The sequence below is a fragment of the Dyadobacter ginsengisoli DSM 21015 genome, from assembly GCF_059568735.1.
This window is the reverse complement of sequence record NZ_JCANTY010000002.1, coordinates 347,556-367,949: the sequence shown is the minus strand read 5'-3', so window position 1 is coordinate 367,949 and position 20,394 is coordinate 347,556. Positions and strand designations below refer to the sequence as shown.

Genomic DNA, 20,394 nt, shown 5'->3' with positions numbered 1-20,394 from the left:
ATGAACACTGCGAGCCACTATAAACTTCATCATTTCATCCCCTGGACCCGGACGAAGATTTACAAAATGCTGCTGATAAGCAGCGTTCCGACCACGTTGTTTTATTTTATGGATTGGAAATGGTTGGCCCTTCCCTGGGTGCCGGTGGCATTGCTGGGCACCGCTACCGCATTTATTTCCGGGTTCAAGAATACGCAGACCTACAACCGGAGCTGGGAAGCCAGGCAGATATACGGGGCTATCATCAATAATAGCAGGGCGTTCGGGGTCATGGTCCGGGACTTTGTAAGAACGCAGGATAAAACAGTGGAAGCGGCCGTCCACCGGCAGATCTTTTACCGGCATTTCGCCTGGCTTACCGCGTTGCGCTTCCAACTGCGGGAAATCAAAAGCTGGGAAAACGTAAAAAAACGGAGCTATAACCTGCAATATCTTAAACACTATAAAGTTCCTGAATGGGAAAGCAGCCTGGAGCAGGAGCTGAAAGCCTTTTTGGGCGAAAGTGAACATGATTACATCATGGGTACCAAAAACAGAGCCACACAATTGATCGCGACACAATCGGCGCAGCTAAAAACACTTAACGAGAATGGTACGATCAGAGATTATAACTATGTCGCTTTGCAGAACCTGCTCAAAGAACTGTATGAACAGCAGGGTAAATGCGAGCGCATCAAAAATTTCCCCTATCCTCGCCAGTTTTCCAGCATCAATCTGTACTTTACCAACGCACTTTGTTTGCTGCTTCCCCTGGGTTTTCTGGGCGAACTTTCAAAGCTCACTGAGAAATTGGGCGAAAATATCATCTGGCTGGCTATACCACTCAGCGTCTTGCTGGGATGGGTCTTTTTGGTTTTAGAGCAGATTGGCGAATCAACTGAGAACCCCTTTGAGGGAAACGCCAACGACATACCCATCACCCAGATCAGCCGGAACATAGAAATAGACCTCCGGGAAATGCTTGGTGAAAAGAACCTGCCCGCACCGATTACGGCGATTAATCACATTCTAATGTAACAGAGGCAAAATCTGTTGAGTCCTGGTAACAAAAAGTTTTATTACGGAAATACATTATGAACAATCAACATCTGGATACCGTCCGTCAATGGTATCCTAACGCCCTGACCTCCATTGAGACCATTGACCGCCTGCTGGATACCATCGAAAAACACCTGGATTTAAAACCTGAACAGCTCATGCACGCTGACAGCATGTGCTGCGACGACGTGAACGCTATTCAATATCCTCCCAGAGCTTATCAGATGCTTGGGCCTTTTAAAATGGGTGGGCTGAACGGCTATCCCTTTGCGGGTTTGACCGGCATGAACGCCTTTGCGCATCACGTTCCCGAAAACGGAGCAGTCGTTGTCTTCTATGCGCCCCATATAGGTATTACCAATCAGGGTATTATCGGTGAAATCAGCCGGATTGGGCAAAGGGAAAACTCCGCCTGTTGTGGGGCAGCCAAGGGGGCTCTTGGCAAACTTTTGAGCGACCAGATCATTGAAGGCAATATCAGTTCGCTGGACTTGCAGATGAATACGATCGAGCAGATATTTCTACACCATAAAAAAAGGATAGTGACTGCTCAAAATCAGATATTTGAAGCAACGCAAGTCATGTATGAGGCCATAGATGATCGTATAGAAGTGCTCGTGAAACAAACCCGTTACCCCTGCAAATATGTCATCCTGGTGGGCGCAATTTTCATTAATGGGGATAAGGAAATGGGCTCATTCTGCCAGTATAAAAAGTTCGAGTATATTAACCTTGAAACCGGTGAGCGAAAAAGCCTTATGAAGGAGTACTATCAGTAAAATAAGGGATACAAAATTGGGTGAGGGAGCTTTAATGGCAAACCCGAAGGCGAGTCTGCTCTTTTTGAACCAACGGAGGAACCGAAAACACGACGGGCAAATCAAGCCGAACATCGTTACCATCCGTCGTGGGGTGAAGTTGGATTGGAACTCTAAAAGTTTTGGCTGGAAATAGGGGAAGGTCGGGTGTTCTCCTCTAATCGCAGATGCATTGTTACGTGTTTATTGGTTGGATTTACTTTTTGTAATTGGGTTTACTTGTTGAAAGTCAGTATGTCTATTTGTAGGATTATGAATTGGCTGTCAGCCTTTGTTAAGTCTGTTGCCTGGTTTAATAAATGTTTGGCGGTCCTTCTTTTCCTTATTTTGTGCTGCCGGACAATTCACGCAGAAGGTACGTTGCCTAATCTGGCTTTGCGGCTTGACGGGAAGGATAACAACGTCAGGACGGGTATAGGAATCTTAAGGGGATCATGGACACTAGAAGCCTGGATAAAAGGAGACGACGACCGGTGGAAAGCGCAGGAAGTTGTTTTTGGGGGTGGTGAATACAGTGAACTTAATATTGCGGATTATCTGCCCCTGGTTATCTCCAATGGCCGGTTAAGCAGCCCTAAGGCGAACTTATACTCGGAAGCCGTGCTGGACGGGAACTGGCACCATGTTGCACTTAGCTGTAGTGGGGGTTCGACTTATCTTTTCCTGGATGGAAGGTTGGCAGACAGCGCACGAATCGCTTTTCCCGTTATACCGGGCGCTATAGGCATTCATCAAAGCGAGTCAACTTCATTTGCCGGATTTTTGGATGAGGTCAGAGTGTGGAATGCGGGTATTTCGCCTCTGGTTCTCAATGAATGGTTGGGAAAGCCACTTGGGCCTGCACATCCGCAGTTCGACGCCCTTGTCGCGTACTACAATTTTGATGATGGGATAAACGATATTGCAGTTAACTGGGTGGGCAAAGCAGAACAACCCTATCACCTAAGGAACGGCAGAATCAACTTCCGGGGGAAAGCGCCATTAGCATATGCCATGCCATGCGAGAATCCCAGATTTGTCCGATCTTCCGGACCACAGTCCGTTTTTAATGCTGTGGTGATTGATAATGAATGGGATTCGGATCAAGGAAGCAAGCAGCAGCAAATCCTGAAATTGAGGATTGCCGTCAACGGTGATCAGAAACCGATTGCTTTGAACGGTATAAGCCTGGATTTATCAGCAATGTCTGAGCTGTCTGACATTGAATGCCTTCAGGTATTCTATACAGGAAAATCGCCCCGGTCCGGTATCAGAAGGAAGCTATTTGAATCAAGCGTCCTGCAGAGACACATGGAATTTAGCGACCCTGGTCAGGCCGTCAGCATGGCGGCAGGGGCTAACTATTTTCTTGTAACAGCCGATATCAGCCCAAAGGCAAAGCCAGGCAACATAATTAAGATAGCTGTTCCTTCTCTCGTATTAAGCAATAAAGCTATTGTCCCAACGCCAGCTCAGAGTTCATTGGAAAAGACGGTTACGAGAGGCAGAAAAACCAGTGGGAATATTTTGAAAGTACTGCAATGGAACATCTGGCATGGGGGTGTACATCTCCCGTATAACGGGTTGGACAGAATACTCGATTTGATAATGGTTAGTGGAGCGGATCTTGTTATGATGCAGGAAGCATACGGGTCGCAACGGCAGATTGCGGACTCGCTCAAATATTTCCTGCAGACAGATTCACCGCAGGGTAACCTAGCACTTCTGAGTCGCTATCCAATATCTTCTTTACCTTCATCTGGGACGATGAATTCCAATCCGGCTTACCTGCATCTGGGCGATAAGCAAAGGATATTGGTCAATGCGTGCTGGCTGAGATACGCATATCGACCGGAATATACCTGGTGTTACCCCAACACCGGTCTTGATCCCAGGGAATGGGTTAGGGAGGATTCGGCGTTGGCCCTGAAAGATATCCGTCTTATCCTAGAAAAAGATACCGATCCGCATAGCGATGGGACGGAGTTGGGCACGATTCTGGGAGGAGACTTTAACTCTTGCAGCCACCTGGATTGGACAGCCGCAGCCGCGGGACTTCATCATGGTTACGGTCCGGTCCTGTTTCCAGTTTCCAGATATCTGATTGAAAAAGGTTATCTTGATAGTTTCCGCAAAGTCCATCCGGACGAGATATCCAGGCCGGAAGGTACGTTTGCTCCTATTTACGGACAACTTTTAAATAACAGGATTGATTTTATCTACTACAAGGGGCCGAGTATCAGGGTGATAGATTCAAAAATCCTGAGGACGCCTGCTGAAATCGATGATGTGTGGCCTTCTGATCACGCTGCCGTTCTGACAACCTTTGAAATAAATCCAGTGAAATAAGCCGAAACTGTAACTTTAAAGGTTGACGGTTTTAATGAAGTCTTTTATCATCAGATCTTGAAACGGGCTTTCGCACTATTAGAAATAGGGTGGATTTTGATATTCTTTTGAGTATTCTCCATCGCACGATCGCTTATCTGCGGGCGCCCCCAAGCGATTGGTATCGCGATGCATTACATTCAGCCAGGTAAACTGATGCAAAATGGACGCGGCGGCCCGCTATGTAGAAAGGCTGAACCGGAAATATAGAGAAGACGTGTTAAATGCCTACTTGTTTGAATCGCTAGAACAAGCGGCCGCCGCTGCGGTTCGTATTTTATGAATGGATGGATAACTACAATCGCCTACACCCACTTTTGTTCAGTAGCCAATCTACGGAGTATCGTTGGTAACCGGCGGCATAATTAGATCTTTTGCTATATTTGAATAATAGTGAGCTGTCCGAGAACGATCGGATGTTGACTGAACATTAGCTAAGATATTTTTGAGAGTTGTCGCAACATGCGTCAAGTATGTAGTATCAGGGAGAGTGGCCGTATTATCGCCTTATTTTCAGATAATTGTAAACTTGGTTCGACTCCCTGCATCTCCACTTGAGGGGAAAATAGCAATGTTTCCCCCTTTTTTGTATAAAATGAACTCTTCTAACTGGTTGTTTTTCAATAAATTGCTTTTGAGGATTGAGAGGATGTAAGGTGTTAGATAGCTACCTTTTTCATAGTATAGTCGATTGTCGAACACCATCCGGACGATTTCATGTCCGATATAATTGTTGCAAGTTCGCCCGATCGGCAAGGGTCGCATTCTGTAGTTTAATCCGCTCTGAGCCGGTTGCCATCATTTTTTGACATTGCTTGTTTCACTTAACTTGAACTGATCCTGGATTGGTCTCAGCTTTGCAGAAAGCATCCAGACATCATAGCGAGGCTAACGATGTCCGGATGAGTGCTATCTTTCCCTGTACACCTTGAAACTTCCTTCAATAGGAAATTCGTCTTTCCAAACGCCTTTTTCGGAAAGTGAGGTCTTGAAGCTACCTTCGATGTAGCCCCCCGGTCCGTCCAGACGTGTAATGTTAATGGTGCCGACAGGGAAACTGGCGTCGCATCCGCGGCATGTGTAGGATACGGATTCGAAAACCTTGTTTTCTTTGCCGCGGCCACGGCAAAGTTCAATGCGGTTTTTGGCTGAGATCTTATACTGCCCGACTGAGGCCGGTGCGCCAATATAGATTTCGATGTAGCGGTTACCTGAGTGGTTGCCCCGGATCAACAGTTTGTCGGCTTCTACGCGGATGCAGCCCGTCGCCTCGCAATCGCCCTTATTGATGGATTTTTCACCCATAAACTGAAAGGAAAGTAACTGGTCAATACCCTGCGTCGTTGCTGCAAGGACCATCAGATTTAAAAGTAACTGGAAAATGGTGATAAGCATCATGGCTGTTGAATGGATTAATTATGTGATGGCAAATGTAAATGGTTGCGCCTCCTCCCGGCCGACAGATCGTGCTGGAATGCGATTTTACGTAATCCGGTTGTTGGAAAACGAAGGTGAATTGTCATTGCCTTCAGCATTTGAATTCCGCATGGGCTCGTTAGCCTGGTATTTATGGTGTATTATATTATTGTTATATGCTACCGTTATTTAATTGTTCTTTTCAAGTATTTCAATATTTTTGGAAGATATAAATTGCCCGAAAAATTGAACAGGAAACCATTACCTGATCAGGCAGATGTGCTGGTCAAGGTGAGCTGCGGGGATGAAGTCGCCTTTAGGCAGCTGTACGAACATTATTCAATCGCCGTTTATAGGGTCGCATACCGGTATCTGCGTTCTGTCGGCATGGCTGAAGATATCGTACAGGAGATTTTTCTTGTGATCTGGGATAAGCGCCGGGACTTTAAGGAAATCCGCGCACTTGAAAACTATCTGGTCGTGATGACCAGAAATCTCTGTTTGAAACACATGAAAGAGCTCGCAAAGGAATCGACAGCCTACCTCGAATACCTACAAATGGAGCATGCTGATGAGGCTGACAGTAGCGAAGATTACCAAGCGCTGCTGAACCATGCCATCCAAGCCCTCCCTCCCCAACAAAAACGCGTGATTGAATTGGCCAAAATCCAGGGAATGAGCCATGAAAAGATCGCCAGATTGCTGAACCTGTCGGCTCATACGGTCAACAATCACATTACGGCCGCGCTCAAATCCATTAAGCTTCGCCTGCAACGGTACACCATTGTCCTTGCATACCTGGTAGCATCGTTGCTTCACTGACCGCAAAAAAAACGCGGGCAACTAGTTACTGCGTCACTTTTTATTCTCTTATACATAAACGGGGTTGCCAGCGGATGCCTTTCAGCATTTGCAGGATGAGCAACCCAGCAAAAAAAACATGGACAGCTTTGAGATTTTACTTGGCCGTTATCTTAATCATACTGCTTCAAAAGAAGAGATTGAAGAGCTATTCGAGCTGATTAAAACCGGCTCATATGATGATCTACTTGGGAATAACATCGTTGAAATGCTTCAAAACGAAATGTTGTCGTCGGCGTCACCGCGGGAATTGGAACGGATGGAGGGAGTTTATGATAGCAGGCTCCGGGAGAAGCTGGTGGATGCGAAAGTAAAAGTACTGCGTCTCCATACCTGGCTGGCAGCGGCGGCTATGGTTGCCGGTGTGTTGTTTGGAACCTGGTGGCTGCTCAACGCCCGTCCAGATCAGGAGCGGTTGAGCAGCCGCAAGGAATCTACAAGTGTTTCAGCAGCTGATCAGCACCTTGTCAGGTTCACCGACAAGCAGTTAATCCATCTCCCTGATGGCAGCACGGTTTTGTTGAACCAGGGCAGCGAACTAACCTACGATCAGGAAGACTTCGGAAGGACCGAACGTGGCGTGACGCTTACCGGGGAAGGGTTTTTTGATGTAAAACACGACCCGGCAAAGCCTTTTATCGTGCATACGGGTAAGATCAGAACGACGGTCCTGGGGACCGCATTCAATGTGACTGCTGCTGCCGGCGGGCAGCAGGTCGGCGTTACGGTGACCAGAGGTAGGGTCAAGGTAGGGGATGAGACAAAAACTTACGACGTGATAACCCCCGACCAGCTGATTGTTGTGAATACTGCTACCCGTGAGTTTACTATTGAACATGTGAATGCCAAACTTGTTGCGGGGTGGAAGGACCGGTTCATCATACTGGATAATGTAACCATGAAGGAGGCGGTGGCTGTCCTGGCAGAAAGGTTCGATGTCAGGCTGACGCTCACTAATCCAGACCTGGAAAAATGTCACGTGAGCGCGTCGTTCTTCAATGGAGAGGACGTTGAGCATATTCTGAAAGTAATTGCGGGGGTGAACCAGTTATCCTATGCCGTCCATGTCGATGGCACCATTACACTGGACGGCGGAGCCCCATGCAAGTAAGAACGATACAAACAGAAAGATTATGACGTATATTGATGATAGTTAGATCGTGCACCTACAATCCGATTGGGTTGTAAAGCAAAAGACCCATCCGGATTGCGGCCGGACGGATCGGAGTGCTTGTAAAATCATGTTCCAATCTTAAAAGCAATGCAAAGTATGAAATTTTTTATTACTGAACCTAACGGTTTGGGAAGAGGACACTTATGCGCTCTTTTCCACAACCGCCATCTACTATTCGTAATGCGGGCGAGTTTTTGTTACCTGTTTCTTCTCTTCATGAGCATCGGGCTGCTGACGGCTCGGCCAGCTACCAGTCAGAAGCTTGAAGACATACGTGTTACACTGGAATTGCAAAATGAGAAGCTTACATCGTTGTTTCAAAAAATAGAAAAACAAACGCAACTACGGTTTGCATACAACGAGTATGACATTACCTCTCACAAATCGATAAGCCTGGCCAAAGGAAACTACAAAGTGAGCGAAGCCCTGGACCTGGCATTGCGGGGAATGCCGTTCGCTTACAAACAACTGGATAAAAGCGTTATCATTTACCGTGTTCTACCCAAACAGGAAAGCGGGTCCGTCGAAAACAAGCCCCGTATGGAACAGGATCATGTGTTCAAAATTTCGGGTAAAGTAACGGCTGCGTCCGGCGGGGGAATTCCGGGAGTAAATGTGGTTCTGAAGGGCACAAATATCGGAACGCCCACCGACGTGGATGGCAACTATTCCCTGGAATTGCCGGACGCGGCCGGCACTCTTGTTTTTTCCTATATAGGCTACCTTTCACAGGAAATTCCCGTCCGGGCACAGGCGGTGCTGAATGTCGTGTTGCAGGAAAATAAACAGGTGCTGGACGAAGTGGTCGTGGTGGGTTATGGTACGCAGAAGAAAGGCAGCATGACCGGGGCCGTAGGTACGATCAAAAAGGAAAATCTGGTGAGAAGGCCTGTATCCAACATTCAGCAGGCGTTACAGGGACAACTGCCGGGCCTTACGATCATCGACAATGGAGGGGCACCGGGCAAATCGAATACGACGGTCAGAGTGCGGGGCGTAACGACATTGAGCGACAACAACCCGCTGGTCATTGTCGACGGGATCGAGCAGCGGCTGTCGGATATCAATCCGAATGACATTGAATCGGTATCCGTTCTTAAAGATGCTTCATCGGCAGCTATCTACGGCTCACGCGCCGCCAACGGAGTCATTTTGGTGACTACTGTACAGGGCAGGTCCGGTAAACTGGCTGTGAATTACCACGGGTATTATGCATTACAGCGGGCCAATAACAAGCCGGAGCATATGGGGCTGGAAGCCTTCATGCGCATGTTGAATGTGGGAGCTGTGAATGCGGGGGTGGTGCCCAAATACACCGAGGAATATATCCAGGAATATGTCAAAGCAACGGACAGGTTTAAATATCCATTACCCAACACATGGTTTAACACTCTTTACAGCGTTGCACCCCAGCAAAATCATTCGTTGTCGATCAGCGGGGGGAGCGAAGGCGTGAAATCGCGGCTTAGTCTCCGCTATCAAAACCAGGATGCGATCGTCCCTAATTCCGGCTCCAAAATCAGTGAAATAAGACTGAATACGGATTTTAAACTGTCTTCCAAAATCACCTTAAACACAGACCTGAACTACCGGTATACCCATTTTACTTCGCTGGTTAACGACAACAACCGCTACGAGAATATTTATAACCGCATGTTCCATTCCAGCCAGTGGGCTGTTCCGAAGTACCCGGACGGAACTTATGGATTGAGCGCACAGGGGCACAATCCGTTGATGTATGCGGAAATCGCAGGCACTTCCAAAACGAACGACGATTACATCGTCGGCAATTTTAAGGGAAACTGGGCCATTACCAACGACCTGGTGTTTTCGACGCAGTTTGCGGCGCGGTTCAATAACACCATGACCAAATCGTTCGCCAACAAGTACGAGGTGCGCGATTATTATAATAGGGATATTGTCAGGAAAAATGTCCTGCTGAACTCTCTGAACGAGGAACGGATTTTCGCCCGGGAGACCACGCTTAATAATTTGCTAACCTACTCCAAAGAACTAGGCGCGCATGAATTCAGCGTTTTGGCAGGTTACTCACAGATCCGCAATGTAGGTAACAATGTCAATGCATTTCGTCAGAACTTTTATAACAACAACATTCAGTCGATCAGCCAGGGCGCCAACGACAATACGAAAAACAATGGCGGCGCGGACTACGAGTGGGGACTGCGGTCATTTTTCGGCCGGATCAATTACGCTTATCAGAACAAATATATAATTGAAGTAAACAGCCGGTATGACGGATCGTCACGTTTTATGCAAAACAGGCGATACGGCTATTTTCCTTCGATGTCATTGGGTTGGCGAGCTTCGAATGAAAAATTCTGGGAGAAGTTCGGGACCTATGTCAACGATTTCAAACTGAGAGGCTCATGGGGTAAAAACGGTAACCAGGCCGTTGCGCTTTACAGTTACTTTCCAACGTTGAGCCTCGTCAATTATACTTTTGACGGTGCGCCAGCCTCGGGATATGCCCAGCTCAACCTCGCCGACCCGGAACTCACTTGGGAAACGACGACCCAAACGAATATCGGTCTGGATGCCCAGCTTTTCAGCAATAAAATTTCACTCACTGTGGATTATTACAGGAAGCGAACCGACAAAATCCTGCTGGTGCTGCCGGTTGCGGGCACGCTGGGTTTGAATCCGTCTGCGAGGAATGCGGGGGTGGTCGATAATAACGGCTGGGAGTTCGCCGTGGATGTTCAGAATAAATGGGGCCAGTTTGCGCTGGATGTGAATGCGAATCTGAATATCAATAAAAATAAAGTGGTGAGCCTTGCCGGAACAGGTCCTTACATCAGCGCCGACGAAACCGATCCGATCTTTATCATTGGTGAGGGTTATCCGATCAATTCGCATTGGGGATATGAGACCGATGGATTGTTTCAGACGGAAGATGAAATTGCCGCATATCCTACACTTGTTGCGGGCACCAAACCAGGCGATGTCAAGTATGTCGATTCTAACGGCGATGGCATTATCAATCCCAGCGACAGGAAATACCTGGGCAACAGTTTTCCCAAATACACATTCGGGAATTCTTTCAACTTGTCCTACAAACGCTTTTCTTTGGACCTATTGTTCCAGGGTGCAGCGCAGGTGAAAACGCGCCTGGCCGGTGCATTGGCCGAAATGGGAAACAATGAGGGCTTTACCCACGCTATCTATACCGACAATTACTGGACTCCGGAGCACCGCGACGCCCGTTTTCCGCGGCCGTTGAAGTCGGATCTGAGGAATCTTTCTTCTTCCGACAGAATGATGATTAATGGCTCTTATCTGCGGATGAAAAACATTCAGCTTGTTTACCATTTGCCTGAACGGCTTACAGAAAAGGCTTTCATTCAGCGAATGAACGTCTATGTTTCCGGGACTAACCTGCTCACTTTTTCAAAGCTCAACGAATGGAACCTGGACCCCGAAACAGTCTCGGGAAGAGGAGCAGTTTATCCTCAGACTTCACTCTACACTTTGGGTGTCAACCTTTCCTTTTAAACAAAAAACTTCAAGAAGACCATGCATACATCCTTACGAAATATTGTGGTGACCCTGTTGCTGACAATCGCCTCAGGCTGCGACCGGGATTTGTTGGAAACTATTCCTAACGACCGCTTGCCGGTAGAATTATTCTGGAAAACGGAACAAGATGCTACCATGGCAGCAAATGCCATCTACACCTATCTGGAAGGTCCGGGCATTTTTAGCTGGGACGGGATGACCGATATCGGGCATACCAATCAAAGCTTCCAGACCGAAGCGCTGATAGAAAAGGGGCAGACGGACGCATTGAACACCAAAGTTCTAGCGGAATGGACCAATGCATACAAGGGAATTCGCGCCGCCAACAGCTTTTTTAAGAACATTGGTAGGGTAGAGAATGCTGATCCTGCCAGGGTTAATCAGTTGAAAGGAGAAGTGAAGTTTCTGAGGGCTTATCTGTATTTGAAACTTGCCGGTTTGTATGGAGATGTCCCGCTCATCGCAGATGAAATTACTTTGGATGAAAGCAGGCAGGTCAAGCGGGCTTCGGTCGAGACAGTCTGGGATTTCGTCGTTACCGAGCTGACGGACGCGGCAGGGCTTCTTGCGCCTGCCGCCGGGCAAAAAGGGCGTATCACGAAAGGTGCTGCGCTGGGTTTCAAAGCGAGGGCAATGTTGTATGCAGGCCGCTACAAGGAAGCAGCCGCGGCAGCGAAGGAAGTAATGGATCTCGACGTCTACGGCGTCTATCCTTCGTATGAAAAGTTATTCAGTTACGAAGCCGAGAACAACAAGGAGGTCATTCTTGACAAGCAGTTCATTAAAGACAACTATAACAATAATGTATTCGCTACCATGGCGCCGTACAGTCAGCAGGCCAGTACCAATACGTATGTGCCTACCAAGGCGATGGTAGATGCTTATGCCATGAGCAATGGCAAGGATATAACTGATCCGTCGAGCGGGTTTGATCCTGAAAGCCCCTATCAGAACAGGGATTCCCGGCTAAGATATTCCGTTTTTGTGGCAGGGGAGCGGTTACCGGACGGAAAAACCTATAACCCAATTCCCGGCAGTGGCACAGCCGATGCAGTAGGTTATAGCTATATTACTTCAACCACCGGCTTTACATTGAAAAAGTACATTAACCCCCAGGACCTGGCGCAACCAGCCAATTGCGGGATCAATATTATCCTCATGCGCTACGCGGAGATTTTATTGACCTACGCAGAGGCGAAGATCGAACTGAACGAGCTGGACCAAAGTGTTCTGGACGCGATCAACCTGGTTCGCCAGCGCACCGACGTGAATATGCCCCCAGTGAAAGATTTGGCCTCCCAGCAGACCATGCGGCAGATCGTGCGCAAAGAGCGGTTGGTTGAACTGGCTTTCGAGGGTTTGCGCTATATTGATCTCCGCCGGTGGCGCCTGGCCGAACTGGTTCTCCGCGGCAAGGTATTGGGGATGACCTATGTGGACAACGGGACATTGAAAACCATTGAAGCACCTGCATTCGAAAGGAGCTTTAACAGGAATAGGGATTACTTATGGCCGATCCCGCAGAAGGAACGCGACCTGAATCCTCAACTAACCCAAAACCCCAACTGGTAATCCGAAAAACCTATGCATAGCATTCGAATCAGCCTGATTGTATTATTTCTTTTAGCAAACGGACACATCAAAGCTGCGTTTCTGGCAGTGGATCAGCGCATGCACCACCTGCGCGCGGGTACGGAGCGCGAGTGGGACAGTTTCAAAGGAACATCACAAACGCAGCTCACCATTCATTTCAATGCAAAAGCGAATGCACTGGAAACAACGCTCGGCATCAGACAGGAAGACGTAAAGGCCAGGTGGGCCGTGGTCCTGAATGGCCGGGATCTCGGAACGCTCGACCAGGATGAAAATCCAAGGGTGCGTTACTTACCTGTTCCGCCTGAGATTCTGAAAGCGGCCGGTAACGTGCTGACCATTCAGTGCTTGGATGCGGCGGGAAAGCCGGAGCTCCTGCCGGACGATATTCTGGTAGGGGACATCCAGCTACTCGACTGCCCGGAGCAGCAACTGCTGAAAGAAGCACAGGTGAAGGTGAGCATTTCGGAAAAAGGGTCGAACCGTGCGGTACCTTCGCGCATTACGATTACGACAATGCAAAAAGCGTTGCAGCCCATCCATGTCGAAACGGGTCAGCCTTTGGCAGTGCGGACCGGATGCATTTACTCTGGCAGCGGGCAGGCTTCTTTCAGCCTGCCCGAGGGACGCTATAAGATCTACGCAAGCCGCGGATTCGAGTACGGTGTAGATTCCGTGCTGCTGGAAGTAAAAAAGGGCAAACCGGTAACCCACGCGTTTGTTCTGGCCAGAGAGGTGCCTACACAAGGATGGGTGTCATCGGATACACACATCCATACTTTCACTAACTCTCGCCACGGGGATGCAACCGTGGAGGAGCGGCTGCTGACGATCGCCGGCGAAGGCATTGAACTTCCCGTTTTCACGGATCACAACATCGTGTACGACGCGAAGCCCGTGATCAGGAAGATGGGTCTGGATACGGTCTTTACGCCTGTCACGGGAAACGAGTTTACGACCAGGGTAGGTCATTTCAATGTTTTCCCACTCGTAGACGACGCCACGGCGGCCGATCACCAGGTGAAGGACTGGGCATCGGTTTCACAGGTGCTGGGTACCAGCGCAAAGCAGGTGATCGTTCTGAATCATGGCCGTAATGTCTTCTACAACTTTCAGCCATTTGGCCCGTCGCGGCATATTTCCGTCGCCGGACAAGACCTGCAAGGCTGGAAATTGCCGGCGAATGCAATGGAAGTAATGAATTCGAGCGCGCAGCAAAAGGACATTATGCAGCTGTATCGCGACTGGTTTGGCTTGCTGAACAGAGGTCAGTTTTTAACGCCCGTCGGTTCGAGTGATTCCCACGATGTCATGCGATACCTCGTCGGGCAAGGGAGAACTTATATCCGGTGTGAGGACAGTGTTCCAGCAAAAATCGATGTAGGGGAAGCCATAAGCCAGCTCTTGGAAGGCCGAGTCATGGTAAGTTTCGGGCTCATGGCCGAAGTGAAGGTGAACGGCGCTTATGGTCCCGGCGACATGGCGCCTTCGTCTGGGAAAAATGTGGAAATTGCGGCCCGGGTACTCGGCCCTTCGTGGATCAGGGCGGACCGCGTTTCGCTCTACGCAAACGGGAAGAAGATCCGGGAAGCGCGCATTCAGACGAACGGACAAAACGGAGTGAAATGGGAGGGCAGCTGGACGGTTCCGATTGGTTCGCAGGATACCTATTTCGTGGTCATCGCCGAAGGGCCTGATCCGCTGCATCCATTTTGGATTATCCCTAAACCTTATTCCCGCATGTCCAGTGTCTGGAATCCACAGGTAATCGGCTCTTCGGGTGCCATTTGGGTGGATGCTGACGGTGACTTAAAAAAAACAAGCGCTTATGACTACGCCAGGCGATTGGTTGAAGGTTCCGGGCAAAATATACAACAGCTTTTCAATCAGCTCGGTTCTTTTGACGAAGCTGTGGCTATTCAGGCAGCCTCCATTTTCCAGGAACAAAGTAGGCTCGAAAAAACGATGACCTCGTCGGCTTTCGGCAAAGCATCTCAGGCAGTGAAAGCCGGGTTTGCGCTGTATGCTGATTCGATAGCGCAGTCTGGACAATCGGGGAAATCAGATGGCAGATAATTGTAACTTACTTTTTTTAAAATTTTAAACTGTGCTGAAAAGCAATCCTTTGTGTTTATGAAAAGGTTTATTTACGCCGATTTGGCTTTCTTCTTGATTTTAATTGGAGCTGAGCAAAGTCGCGCTCAAAAATTCACTATTCCTGTTTTTCCGGATACGCAAAATGAAGTGGACGGCAAGCAGGATATGTTTTACAGCCAGGTGAGGTGGATAGCTGACAAGAAAGATTCGCTCAACGTACCCATCGTTTTGCATGTGGGCGATCTGGTTAATTTTGATAACTATGACCATTATGAGATTGCCAGCAAGGGCTACGAAATTTTTGACCGCCACGACATACCGTATGCGATTGCGCTGGGAAATCATGATACCGAGGCCGTAGGGTTTGCGAGCGGCAGTGCCACGCCGGGCAATGTAAACCAGAATTTAAGGAAAACGGGGAAGTTCAACGCTTACTTCCCGGTGCATCGTTTCACCCATCAACGCGCCCGTTACGAAACGGATAAGAGTGATAATGCCTATTACTCATTTAAAGCGGGCGACACCAACTGACTGGTCATTACACTTGAATTCTGTCCAAGGTTGGGTGCGATCAACTGGGCCGCCGACGTTGCCAGGCAATATTTTAATTACAATGTGATCATTCTCACACACTATTACCTGACTACAAAAGGCGAGATCGGCCAGACGAACTCGGGCTATGGAGATTTCAGTCCCCAGGACATTTTTACGAAGTTGGTAAAGCCCAATCCAAATGTACGCTTCGTTTTCAGCGGCCACGTCGCCGACTCTGCGTTGAAAATTGACGAACGGGAGCGAGGTGAAAAGGTGTATCAGATCCTGCAGGATTACCAGGGGCGAGGATGCGGGGGGGCGGCTACATCCGCCTGCTCGATTTCGACATTGAAAAAGGCACTATTTCGGCGTCCATGTATTCACCATTCTACAGGACAACCAAAGAAGATAAATCGAAATTCCAATTGACAGGATGTGATTTCATCAGGCAATCCGAAGATCGTGCCCGCACGAGGCCTTAGCGGAAGGGCAGTTGGGGCAAAGTAAGTGGCCGGTGCTACACCGCAAATCAAGCCCGGCAGGAGCCGGCTTGGGGCATAGAAAAGCTATTCTTAAAGCTGAATGCATATGGTGACGAACCATTTAGCTCCAGATATTCAAGCCGGTGTATAGCTTCTCCGATTGTCGGAAATTCACCTGTGGGGATCCACCACATCGCCATGTACACCTTTCCATACGTGCTGAACCATTCACGCCTTCTTTTTAAGAATTCTGAATGCAGAGAGCGGTACGTGAACTGCTGTAAGGATGGTATGTCACGCCAAACTGAAACATTGGTGATTATAGTAGAGTCATGATACGGGTCTAATCCGGTTGCATTGTTGGTTTCTTCCTTTAATCGCCATACAAACCCCTCGCTTATTTCCGCATAGTCGTTGACTGCATCCAGATTGTCGACGAAATCTTTCATTATTGGGTCATTGATATTGACACCCTTCATTTTAGCTACATTGATCTGCGCTAGTTGATATGGATTCATTGCTACTTAATTATTGGTTACGTTACTTGTGGGACATGGGCGGACAAGCTCTATTTATTTCGAACAATACGAAGGTTAAACCGGTATTCAGGGCTGTTGCTATTACCATAGAAGCTTATTTTATGGGTCTTACCGTTAGCAGTTTCCTGTATGCTGACGGTGTAGCCTTCCTTTGTCCAAAACTCAGCGATTTCACCATCTAGTGGTGGTTGATTTTGAAAGATATAACCCGCAGGCCGGGCGTTAAACCCCGATGCATTCGTTCCCGGAATTGACCGCCAGTTGCTGACCGATACAAGTCTTTTAATCGCTTCCTGGTTTATCGCCTGATTACCCGTAAAGGTGACCCCTTCATGTTGGGCGAGTTCGATATAATCCTGTTTGGTCGGAAGTCTCCAACCTTCGGGCAAAGGTATTGCGATTACTTCCTCGAATGCGTAATACTTACCGTACTCCTGCTTGTCTCCGGTTGCGTTGTAGCTGGCTCCGCCCGGTCCGGAATGGTTTACCGTTGTCCACACCTGATTGCCGATCACAAGAATCGGGTATTGTCGTCCTTCAAATGCCAGGGAATCTTTTGTTTGGGGAAGAGGATCGTTATTCTTATGTTTCTTGCACCCCGTTACAATTACCAGAAGGAGAGCGAAAAAAAACAATTGCCTTATGATGTCATGCTGCTTCATTATTCGATTGGGTTCGTTAATATGGACTCGCCGCGTTAAAACGGGCTTGGATTTATACCGACTCGTACTTGTCCGATTTTTCGTCGTGGTAGCGCAGCCTAATTGCTTGCTTGTTTACTCAGCACGTAATTGAACCCTAAACTGGAAGATAGATTTGATTTCAGGTAGGGAGAGCCTGTCTGCCAGCCTTTGGTCTTACCGTTTAGCGTTATGGCAAGGGCCACATTCCGAGCTATCTTGTACCTGGCATCCAGTTGCAGTGATCCGCCTGTTTGCTTGGCTTCATTGGAAAAACTTTTGGGCTGGTTCCATATTCGCATGACCAAATCTGTTTCCAGGCGTTTTGTCAATTGTTTGTTGTAGAAGCCTAAGTCAAGCCCATAACCTTCGGATTTGAAATTGCTGAATTTGTGGACTCCCAATAGGAGATTCTCATTCCGATATTGCACTGGAAGTGTTAACGAAATGTCGTTTCCAAAGTGGGTTGGAACATACTGCATAAAAAAATTAAAGGACGAATGCCTGCCGAGCGGAATGCGGTTGACGAAAAAAATGGCCGGATTGACAAAGTTAAGCAGTGCTAATTTTTTCTGCTTTGACAAGTACTGCTGTGCTTCAACAGATAAGTCTGAGTAGCCAATCCTTCGGTTCACGCCTTCTCCATTCGGAAACTTATCTCTTTCGGTGTAAGGCTTGTCGGGGCTAAACATGTCGTAAACCCAGGCTGTGAGATCAGCCCCGGCAAAATCGCGCTGCTTTGGGTCAGGGTTTTCGGTTTTTGCGCCCCAAATCTTTACAGAATCCGCCACCGGACTGGCAGAAAATTTAAAATAATCCCAGACATACCAGGCGTTATAGAGGAGGAGCGCATTCTTCGACAAAGTCCGTTTTTTATAAAAATCCTGAACAGAAATTTTTCCGCTCAACAGGACTTCCGACTGCACGCCGACTACGTATGCATAAAGCAACTGGTCAGGGTTGGTGCTTTTAAGCATTGTCAATTCCTGATCACTAATGCCATACACAGTTCCATCCCACCGGTGCCCCAGCCAGTTGCCGTTTTTTGAATCGATTTTATTGACACCCAGCACAGACCGGTGGAATTCTTCGTGTGCCCAAACGCCCAGCGGAATAGGGAGTTCACTTCCATATTTGACAAACCCTGCGCTTAGCAGATACTTCAATCCAATGTTCAGTATTTTCTTTCCGAATGTGTATCCTTCCTGTTCTGGCTTAAAAAGCGCATTTCCCAGCTTGTCAATACCCATATAACCCATTTCATAGATGCCCGCAGAGAACTCCAAAGCCTGGTTCATGGAAGGATAGCGGTAGGGAAGCTCTCTGTTTTGCGGAAGGTCGATGACCGGAACCGAAAGGCGAAGTTGGTAGCGCGTAGAATCCTGGCCGCTTGACCAGTCGATAGAGGCGAAAAATGCAAAAACAAAAACAGTGAATTTTTTCATGGCAATACAGAATTTACTAAAATGATCAATAATGATCTCACATGAGCAAAATTAATCAAAAACTTGATGGCGGGGTAACTTCGTCCTATGATTCATTTGGGAAGTTCGTGAACGGCAATTCCTGTATGGATTTCAAATACATCCGAGCCGGAATTGAAAAAGTAGGGTAAGCAGCGAATATCAGTTCCCAAAAGTGAAAGTCAGAAGCTCAGTCCAGCGCATTAACCAAGGAACTTAGGAAAACTGTGAGGATACGGGATTTACGTTTCACAGATTTGGCGACTTTGATGGAGAATCGGGACCTATTGACCACTTGAATTCGGAAATTGCAGTCATGTTGTTTCGGGCTGAATTGACCAAGCCAAGTGTGTTACTTATTGTAAATTAGCGGTTTAATTGGGGTTGTCGATCTTTGATCAATCTGGCACGGAACAAGGTGGTCATTCCGTCCGAAGTCTCCATGTATTTGGGAAGCCAGGCAGATATACGGTGCTATCATCAGCAGTAGCAGGGCGCTTGGGATCATGGTCCGGGATTTTTCAAGGATAAGGCAGAGGATACGGCCCTTCACCGCAGATCCTTTGTCGGCATTTTGCCTGCTTACCGTGTTGCGCGTTCAACTACGTGAAGTCAAATGCTGGGGAAACGTAAAAAACCGGAGCTATAACCCGGCAGTTCCTGAACAATTAAAAGGTTCCCGAATGGGAAAGCAGCCTAGAACAGGAGCTGAAAGGACTTTTACATGACAACGAATATCAATATATCTTGTCAATCCAAAACCGGGCAACACAGATCATCGCCATGCAATCAGCACAGCTCAAAGTGCTCTATGAACGGGGGGCGATCGTTGATTACAATTATGTTGCTTTGGAGAGCCTGCTAAAAGATATCTATGATCAGCATGGCAAATGTGAATGCATCAAGAACTTTCCTTACCCACCAGTTTTCCAGCATCAACCTGTACTTTACCAATACGTTTTGTTTGCTGCTGCCCCTGGGTTTTCTCTGTGAACTTTCAAAGCTCACAGAGAAGTTAGGGGAAAATATCATCTGGCTGGCTATACCGCTCAGCGCCTTGCTGGGATGGGTAACCTATTAAGTAACAGGATCATTGAAGGAAATATTAACGCACTTGATTTTCAGTTCAATACGATCGAGCAGATTTTCCTGGGGCACAAAGAGAGGATTCTGGCAGCTCCCAATCGGATATCTGAGGCGACCCAGGTGATGTAGGAAGCCATCGATAACCGCGTAGAGGTATCGGTGAAGGAAACTTGGTACCCGTGCAAGTATGTAGTACGGATGAGTGCGATTTTCATTAACGGGGACAAGGAGGTGGGGGCATTCTGTCAATGTAAAAAGTTCGATTATATTAACCCTGAAACTGGTGAGCGAAAGAACCGGCCATGTTCTTTCAGGCGTTTTAAAGCCTTTTCCAAGTTCGCAATCTTCGTTTGTCTGTACTTATCCTCTTCGCAATCGAACGGCGTAAAGGCTTGCCTATATCTGAACATTCGGCCTTTCCAACCTCCACTCTGAACGAGTTCAGTTTCATTGGCGGCTTCCCCGAATTTACGTTTACCCCTGATTGAGCCGCTGCCGTTGGAAAGTTCTGCTATGTCATTCTATATTTAAATGTGATGGGACAAAAATACATAGTCACCAGCGTGCTCATTTTGTTTAAGCGTCAAATTGCTTCGTTTAAAATGTCTGGTGGCCGCGTTACTTTCTGATACTATATCTGTATTTCCCAGTTGGTAAGGCGTTTAGCGAATTTACCCCGGGGGCGATTGGTCATAAAAAATCGCCGGGA

At 47.8% G+C, this 20,394-nt stretch carries 17 protein-coding genes and 2 pseudogenes; 15 read left to right on the top strand and 4 right to left on the bottom strand.

Annotated elements, in window-relative coordinates:
- The 4 genes and pseudogenes from BP71_RS07820 to BP71_RS07805 all read left to right on the top strand — a co-directional run.
- Nucleotides 1-1,017, top strand: coding sequence for a bestrophin family protein (locus BP71_RS07820; protein ID WP_496378008.1), 1,017 nt, complete (start codon nucleotides 1-3; stop codon nucleotides 1,015-1,017).
- A 56-nt stretch (nucleotides 1,018-1,073) separates the two neighbouring features.
- Nucleotides 1,074-1,817, top strand: a complete 744-nt coding sequence (locus BP71_RS07815) for an LCIB family protein (protein WP_496378007.1) — start codon at nucleotides 1,074-1,076, stop codon at nucleotides 1,815-1,817.
- Nucleotides 1,818-2,108: 291 nt separating this feature from the next.
- Nucleotides 2,109-4,184 (top strand): endonuclease/exonuclease/phosphatase family protein, encoded by a 2,076-nt coding sequence (locus BP71_RS07810; protein ID WP_496378006.1) that lies wholly within the window; start codon nucleotides 2,109-2,111, stop codon nucleotides 4,182-4,184.
- A gap of 159 nt (nucleotides 4,185-4,343) precedes the next feature.
- Nucleotides 4,344-4,476: pseudogene (locus BP71_RS07805) on the top strand (integrase core domain-containing protein); the annotation flags it as partial.
- A gap of 656 nt (nucleotides 4,477-5,132) precedes the next feature.
- Here the strand turns inward: BP71_RS07805 and BP71_RS07800 are convergent.
- Complete coding sequence (locus tag BP71_RS07800; RefSeq protein ID WP_496378005.1) at nucleotides 5,133-5,621, bottom strand: hypothetical protein; 489 nt, start codon at nucleotides 5,619-5,621, stop codon at nucleotides 5,133-5,135.
- Between the two features lie 264 nt (nucleotides 5,622-5,885).
- Between BP71_RS07800 and BP71_RS07795 the strand changes: the two genes are divergently transcribed.
- The 7 genes from BP71_RS07795 (at nucleotide 5,886) to BP71_RS07765 (ending at nucleotide 15,864) form a co-directional block, all read left to right on the top strand.
- Nucleotides 5,886-6,461: an RNA polymerase sigma factor gene (locus tag BP71_RS07795; RefSeq protein WP_496378004.1), complete on the top strand. Its 576-nt coding sequence runs from the start codon at nucleotides 5,886-5,888 to the stop codon at nucleotides 6,459-6,461.
- 118 nt (nucleotides 6,462-6,579) lie between these two features.
- Nucleotides 6,580-7,611 carry a FecR family protein gene (locus BP71_RS07790; RefSeq protein WP_496378003.1) on the top strand — a complete coding sequence of 344 codons (1,032 nt, stop codon included), beginning with the start codon at nucleotides 6,580-6,582 and terminating at the stop codon, nucleotides 7,609-7,611.
- Nucleotides 7,612-7,770: 159 nt separating this feature from the next.
- Nucleotides 7,771-11,187, top strand: coding sequence for a TonB-dependent receptor (locus BP71_RS07785; protein WP_496378002.1), 3,417 nt, complete (start codon nucleotides 7,771-7,773; stop codon nucleotides 11,185-11,187).
- 21 nt (nucleotides 11,188-11,208) lie between these two features.
- Nucleotides 11,209-12,783, top strand: a complete 1,575-nt coding sequence (locus BP71_RS07780) for a RagB/SusD family nutrient uptake outer membrane protein (RefSeq protein WP_496378001.1) — start codon at nucleotides 11,209-11,211, stop codon at nucleotides 12,781-12,783.
- A 12-nt stretch (nucleotides 12,784-12,795) separates the two neighbouring features.
- Nucleotides 12,796-14,880: a CehA/McbA family metallohydrolase gene (locus BP71_RS07775; protein ID WP_496378000.1), complete on the top strand. Its 2,085-nt coding sequence runs from the start codon at nucleotides 12,796-12,798 to the stop codon at nucleotides 14,878-14,880.
- 57 nt (nucleotides 14,881-14,937) lie between these two features.
- The gene (locus tag BP71_RS07770; RefSeq protein ID WP_496377999.1) at nucleotides 14,938-15,432 is read left to right on the top strand and encodes a metallophosphoesterase; all 495 of its coding nucleotides are present in this window, start codon (nucleotides 14,938-14,940) and stop codon (nucleotides 15,430-15,432) included.
- 30 nt (nucleotides 15,433-15,462) lie between these two features.
- Nucleotides 15,463-15,864, top strand: a complete 402-nt coding sequence (locus BP71_RS07765) for a metallophosphoesterase family protein (RefSeq protein ID WP_496377998.1) — start codon at nucleotides 15,463-15,465, stop codon at nucleotides 15,862-15,864.
- A gap of 100 nt (nucleotides 15,865-15,964) precedes the next feature.
- On the opposite strand, the gene BP71_RS07760 is transcribed toward BP71_RS07765, so the two are convergent.
- From BP71_RS07760 to BP71_RS07750, 3 genes are all read right to left on the bottom strand, one after another.
- Nucleotides 15,965-16,435 (bottom strand): DUF3291 domain-containing protein, encoded by a 471-nt coding sequence (locus BP71_RS07760; protein WP_496377997.1) that lies wholly within the window; start codon nucleotides 16,433-16,435, stop codon nucleotides 15,965-15,967.
- Between the two features lie 50 nt (nucleotides 16,436-16,485).
- Nucleotides 16,486-17,118, bottom strand: a complete 633-nt coding sequence (locus BP71_RS07755; protein WP_496377996.1) for an FISUMP domain-containing protein — start codon at nucleotides 17,116-17,118, stop codon at nucleotides 16,486-16,488.
- Nucleotides 17,119-17,216: 98 nt separating this feature from the next.
- A complete protein-coding gene (locus tag BP71_RS07750) occupies nucleotides 17,217-18,581 on the bottom strand; it encodes a hypothetical protein (protein WP_496377995.1) in 1,365 nt (454 codons plus the stop codon).
- Between the two features lie 41 nt (nucleotides 18,582-18,622).
- Here BP71_RS07750 and BP71_RS07745 point away from each other — a divergent pair, with 41 nt between their 5' ends.
- The 4 genes and pseudogenes from BP71_RS07745 (at nucleotide 18,623) to BP71_RS07730 (ending at nucleotide 19,814) form a co-directional block, all read left to right on the top strand.
- On the top strand, nucleotides 18,623-18,751 hold the full coding sequence (locus BP71_RS07745; protein WP_496377994.1) for a hypothetical protein: 129 nt from the start codon (nucleotides 18,623-18,625) through the stop codon (nucleotides 18,749-18,751).
- Between the two features lie 595 nt (nucleotides 18,752-19,346).
- Nucleotides 19,347-19,469 (top strand): annotated as a pseudogene (locus BP71_RS07740) (hypothetical protein); the annotation flags it as partial.
- 4 nt (nucleotides 19,470-19,473) lie between these two features.
- Nucleotides 19,474-19,680: a hypothetical protein gene (locus tag BP71_RS07735; protein ID WP_496379028.1), complete on the top strand. Its 207-nt coding sequence runs from the start codon at nucleotides 19,474-19,476 to the stop codon at nucleotides 19,678-19,680.
- Entirely contained in the window at nucleotides 19,665-19,814 is a 150-nt protein-coding gene (locus BP71_RS07730; RefSeq protein ID WP_496377993.1) for a hypothetical protein, read from the top strand. Before BP71_RS07735 ends, BP71_RS07730 begins: the two co-directional genes overlap by 16 nt.
- Nucleotides 19,815-20,394 lie beyond the last annotated feature (580 nt).

Bases quoted from the DNA above. Each gene is read 5' to 3' on its own strand.
- BP71_RS07820 (WP_496378008.1), top strand. From the start codon at position 1: ATGAACACTGCGAGCCACTATAAACTTCATCATTTCATCCCCTGGACC.
- BP71_RS07815 (WP_496378007.1), top strand. From the start codon at position 1,074: ATGAACAATCAACATCTGGATACCGTCCGTCAATGGTATCCTAACGCC.
- BP71_RS07810 (WP_496378006.1), top strand. From the start codon at position 2,109: ATGAATTGGCTGTCAGCCTTTGTTAAGTCTGTTGCCTGGTTTAATAAA.
- BP71_RS07800 (WP_496378005.1), bottom strand. From the start codon at position 5,621: ATGATGCTTATCACCATTTTCCAGTTACTTTTAAATCTGATGGTCCTT.
- BP71_RS07790 (WP_496378003.1), top strand. From the start codon at position 6,580: ATGGACAGCTTTGAGATTTTACTTGGCCGTTATCTTAATCATACTGCT.
- BP71_RS07785 (WP_496378002.1), top strand. From the start codon at position 7,771: ATGAAATTTTTTATTACTGAACCTAACGGTTTGGGAAGAGGACACTTA.
- BP71_RS07780 (WP_496378001.1), top strand. From the start codon at position 11,209: ATGCATACATCCTTACGAAATATTGTGGTGACCCTGTTGCTGACAATC.
- BP71_RS07775 (WP_496378000.1), top strand. From the start codon at position 12,796: ATGCATAGCATTCGAATCAGCCTGATTGTATTATTTCTTTTAGCAAAC.
- BP71_RS07770 (WP_496377999.1), top strand. From the start codon at position 14,938: ATGAAAAGGTTTATTTACGCCGATTTGGCTTTCTTCTTGATTTTAATT.
- BP71_RS07760 (WP_496377997.1), bottom strand. From the start codon at position 16,435: ATGAATCCATATCAACTAGCGCAGATCAATGTAGCTAAAATGAAGGGT.
- BP71_RS07755 (WP_496377996.1), bottom strand. From the start codon at position 17,118: ATGAAGCAGCATGACATCATAAGGCAATTGTTTTTTTTCGCTCTCCTT.
- BP71_RS07750 (WP_496377995.1), bottom strand. From the start codon at position 18,581: ATGAAAAAATTCACTGTTTTTGTTTTTGCATTTTTCGCCTCTATCGAC.
- BP71_RS07745 (WP_496377994.1), top strand. From the start codon at position 18,623: ATGAGCAAAATTAATCAAAAACTTGATGGCGGGGTAACTTCGTCCTAT.
- BP71_RS07735 (WP_496379028.1), top strand. From the start codon at position 19,474: ATGATCAGCATGGCAAATGTGAATGCATCAAGAACTTTCCTTACCCAC.
- BP71_RS07730 (WP_496377993.1), top strand. From the start codon at position 19,665: ATGGGTAACCTATTAAGTAACAGGATCATTGAAGGAAATATTAACGCA.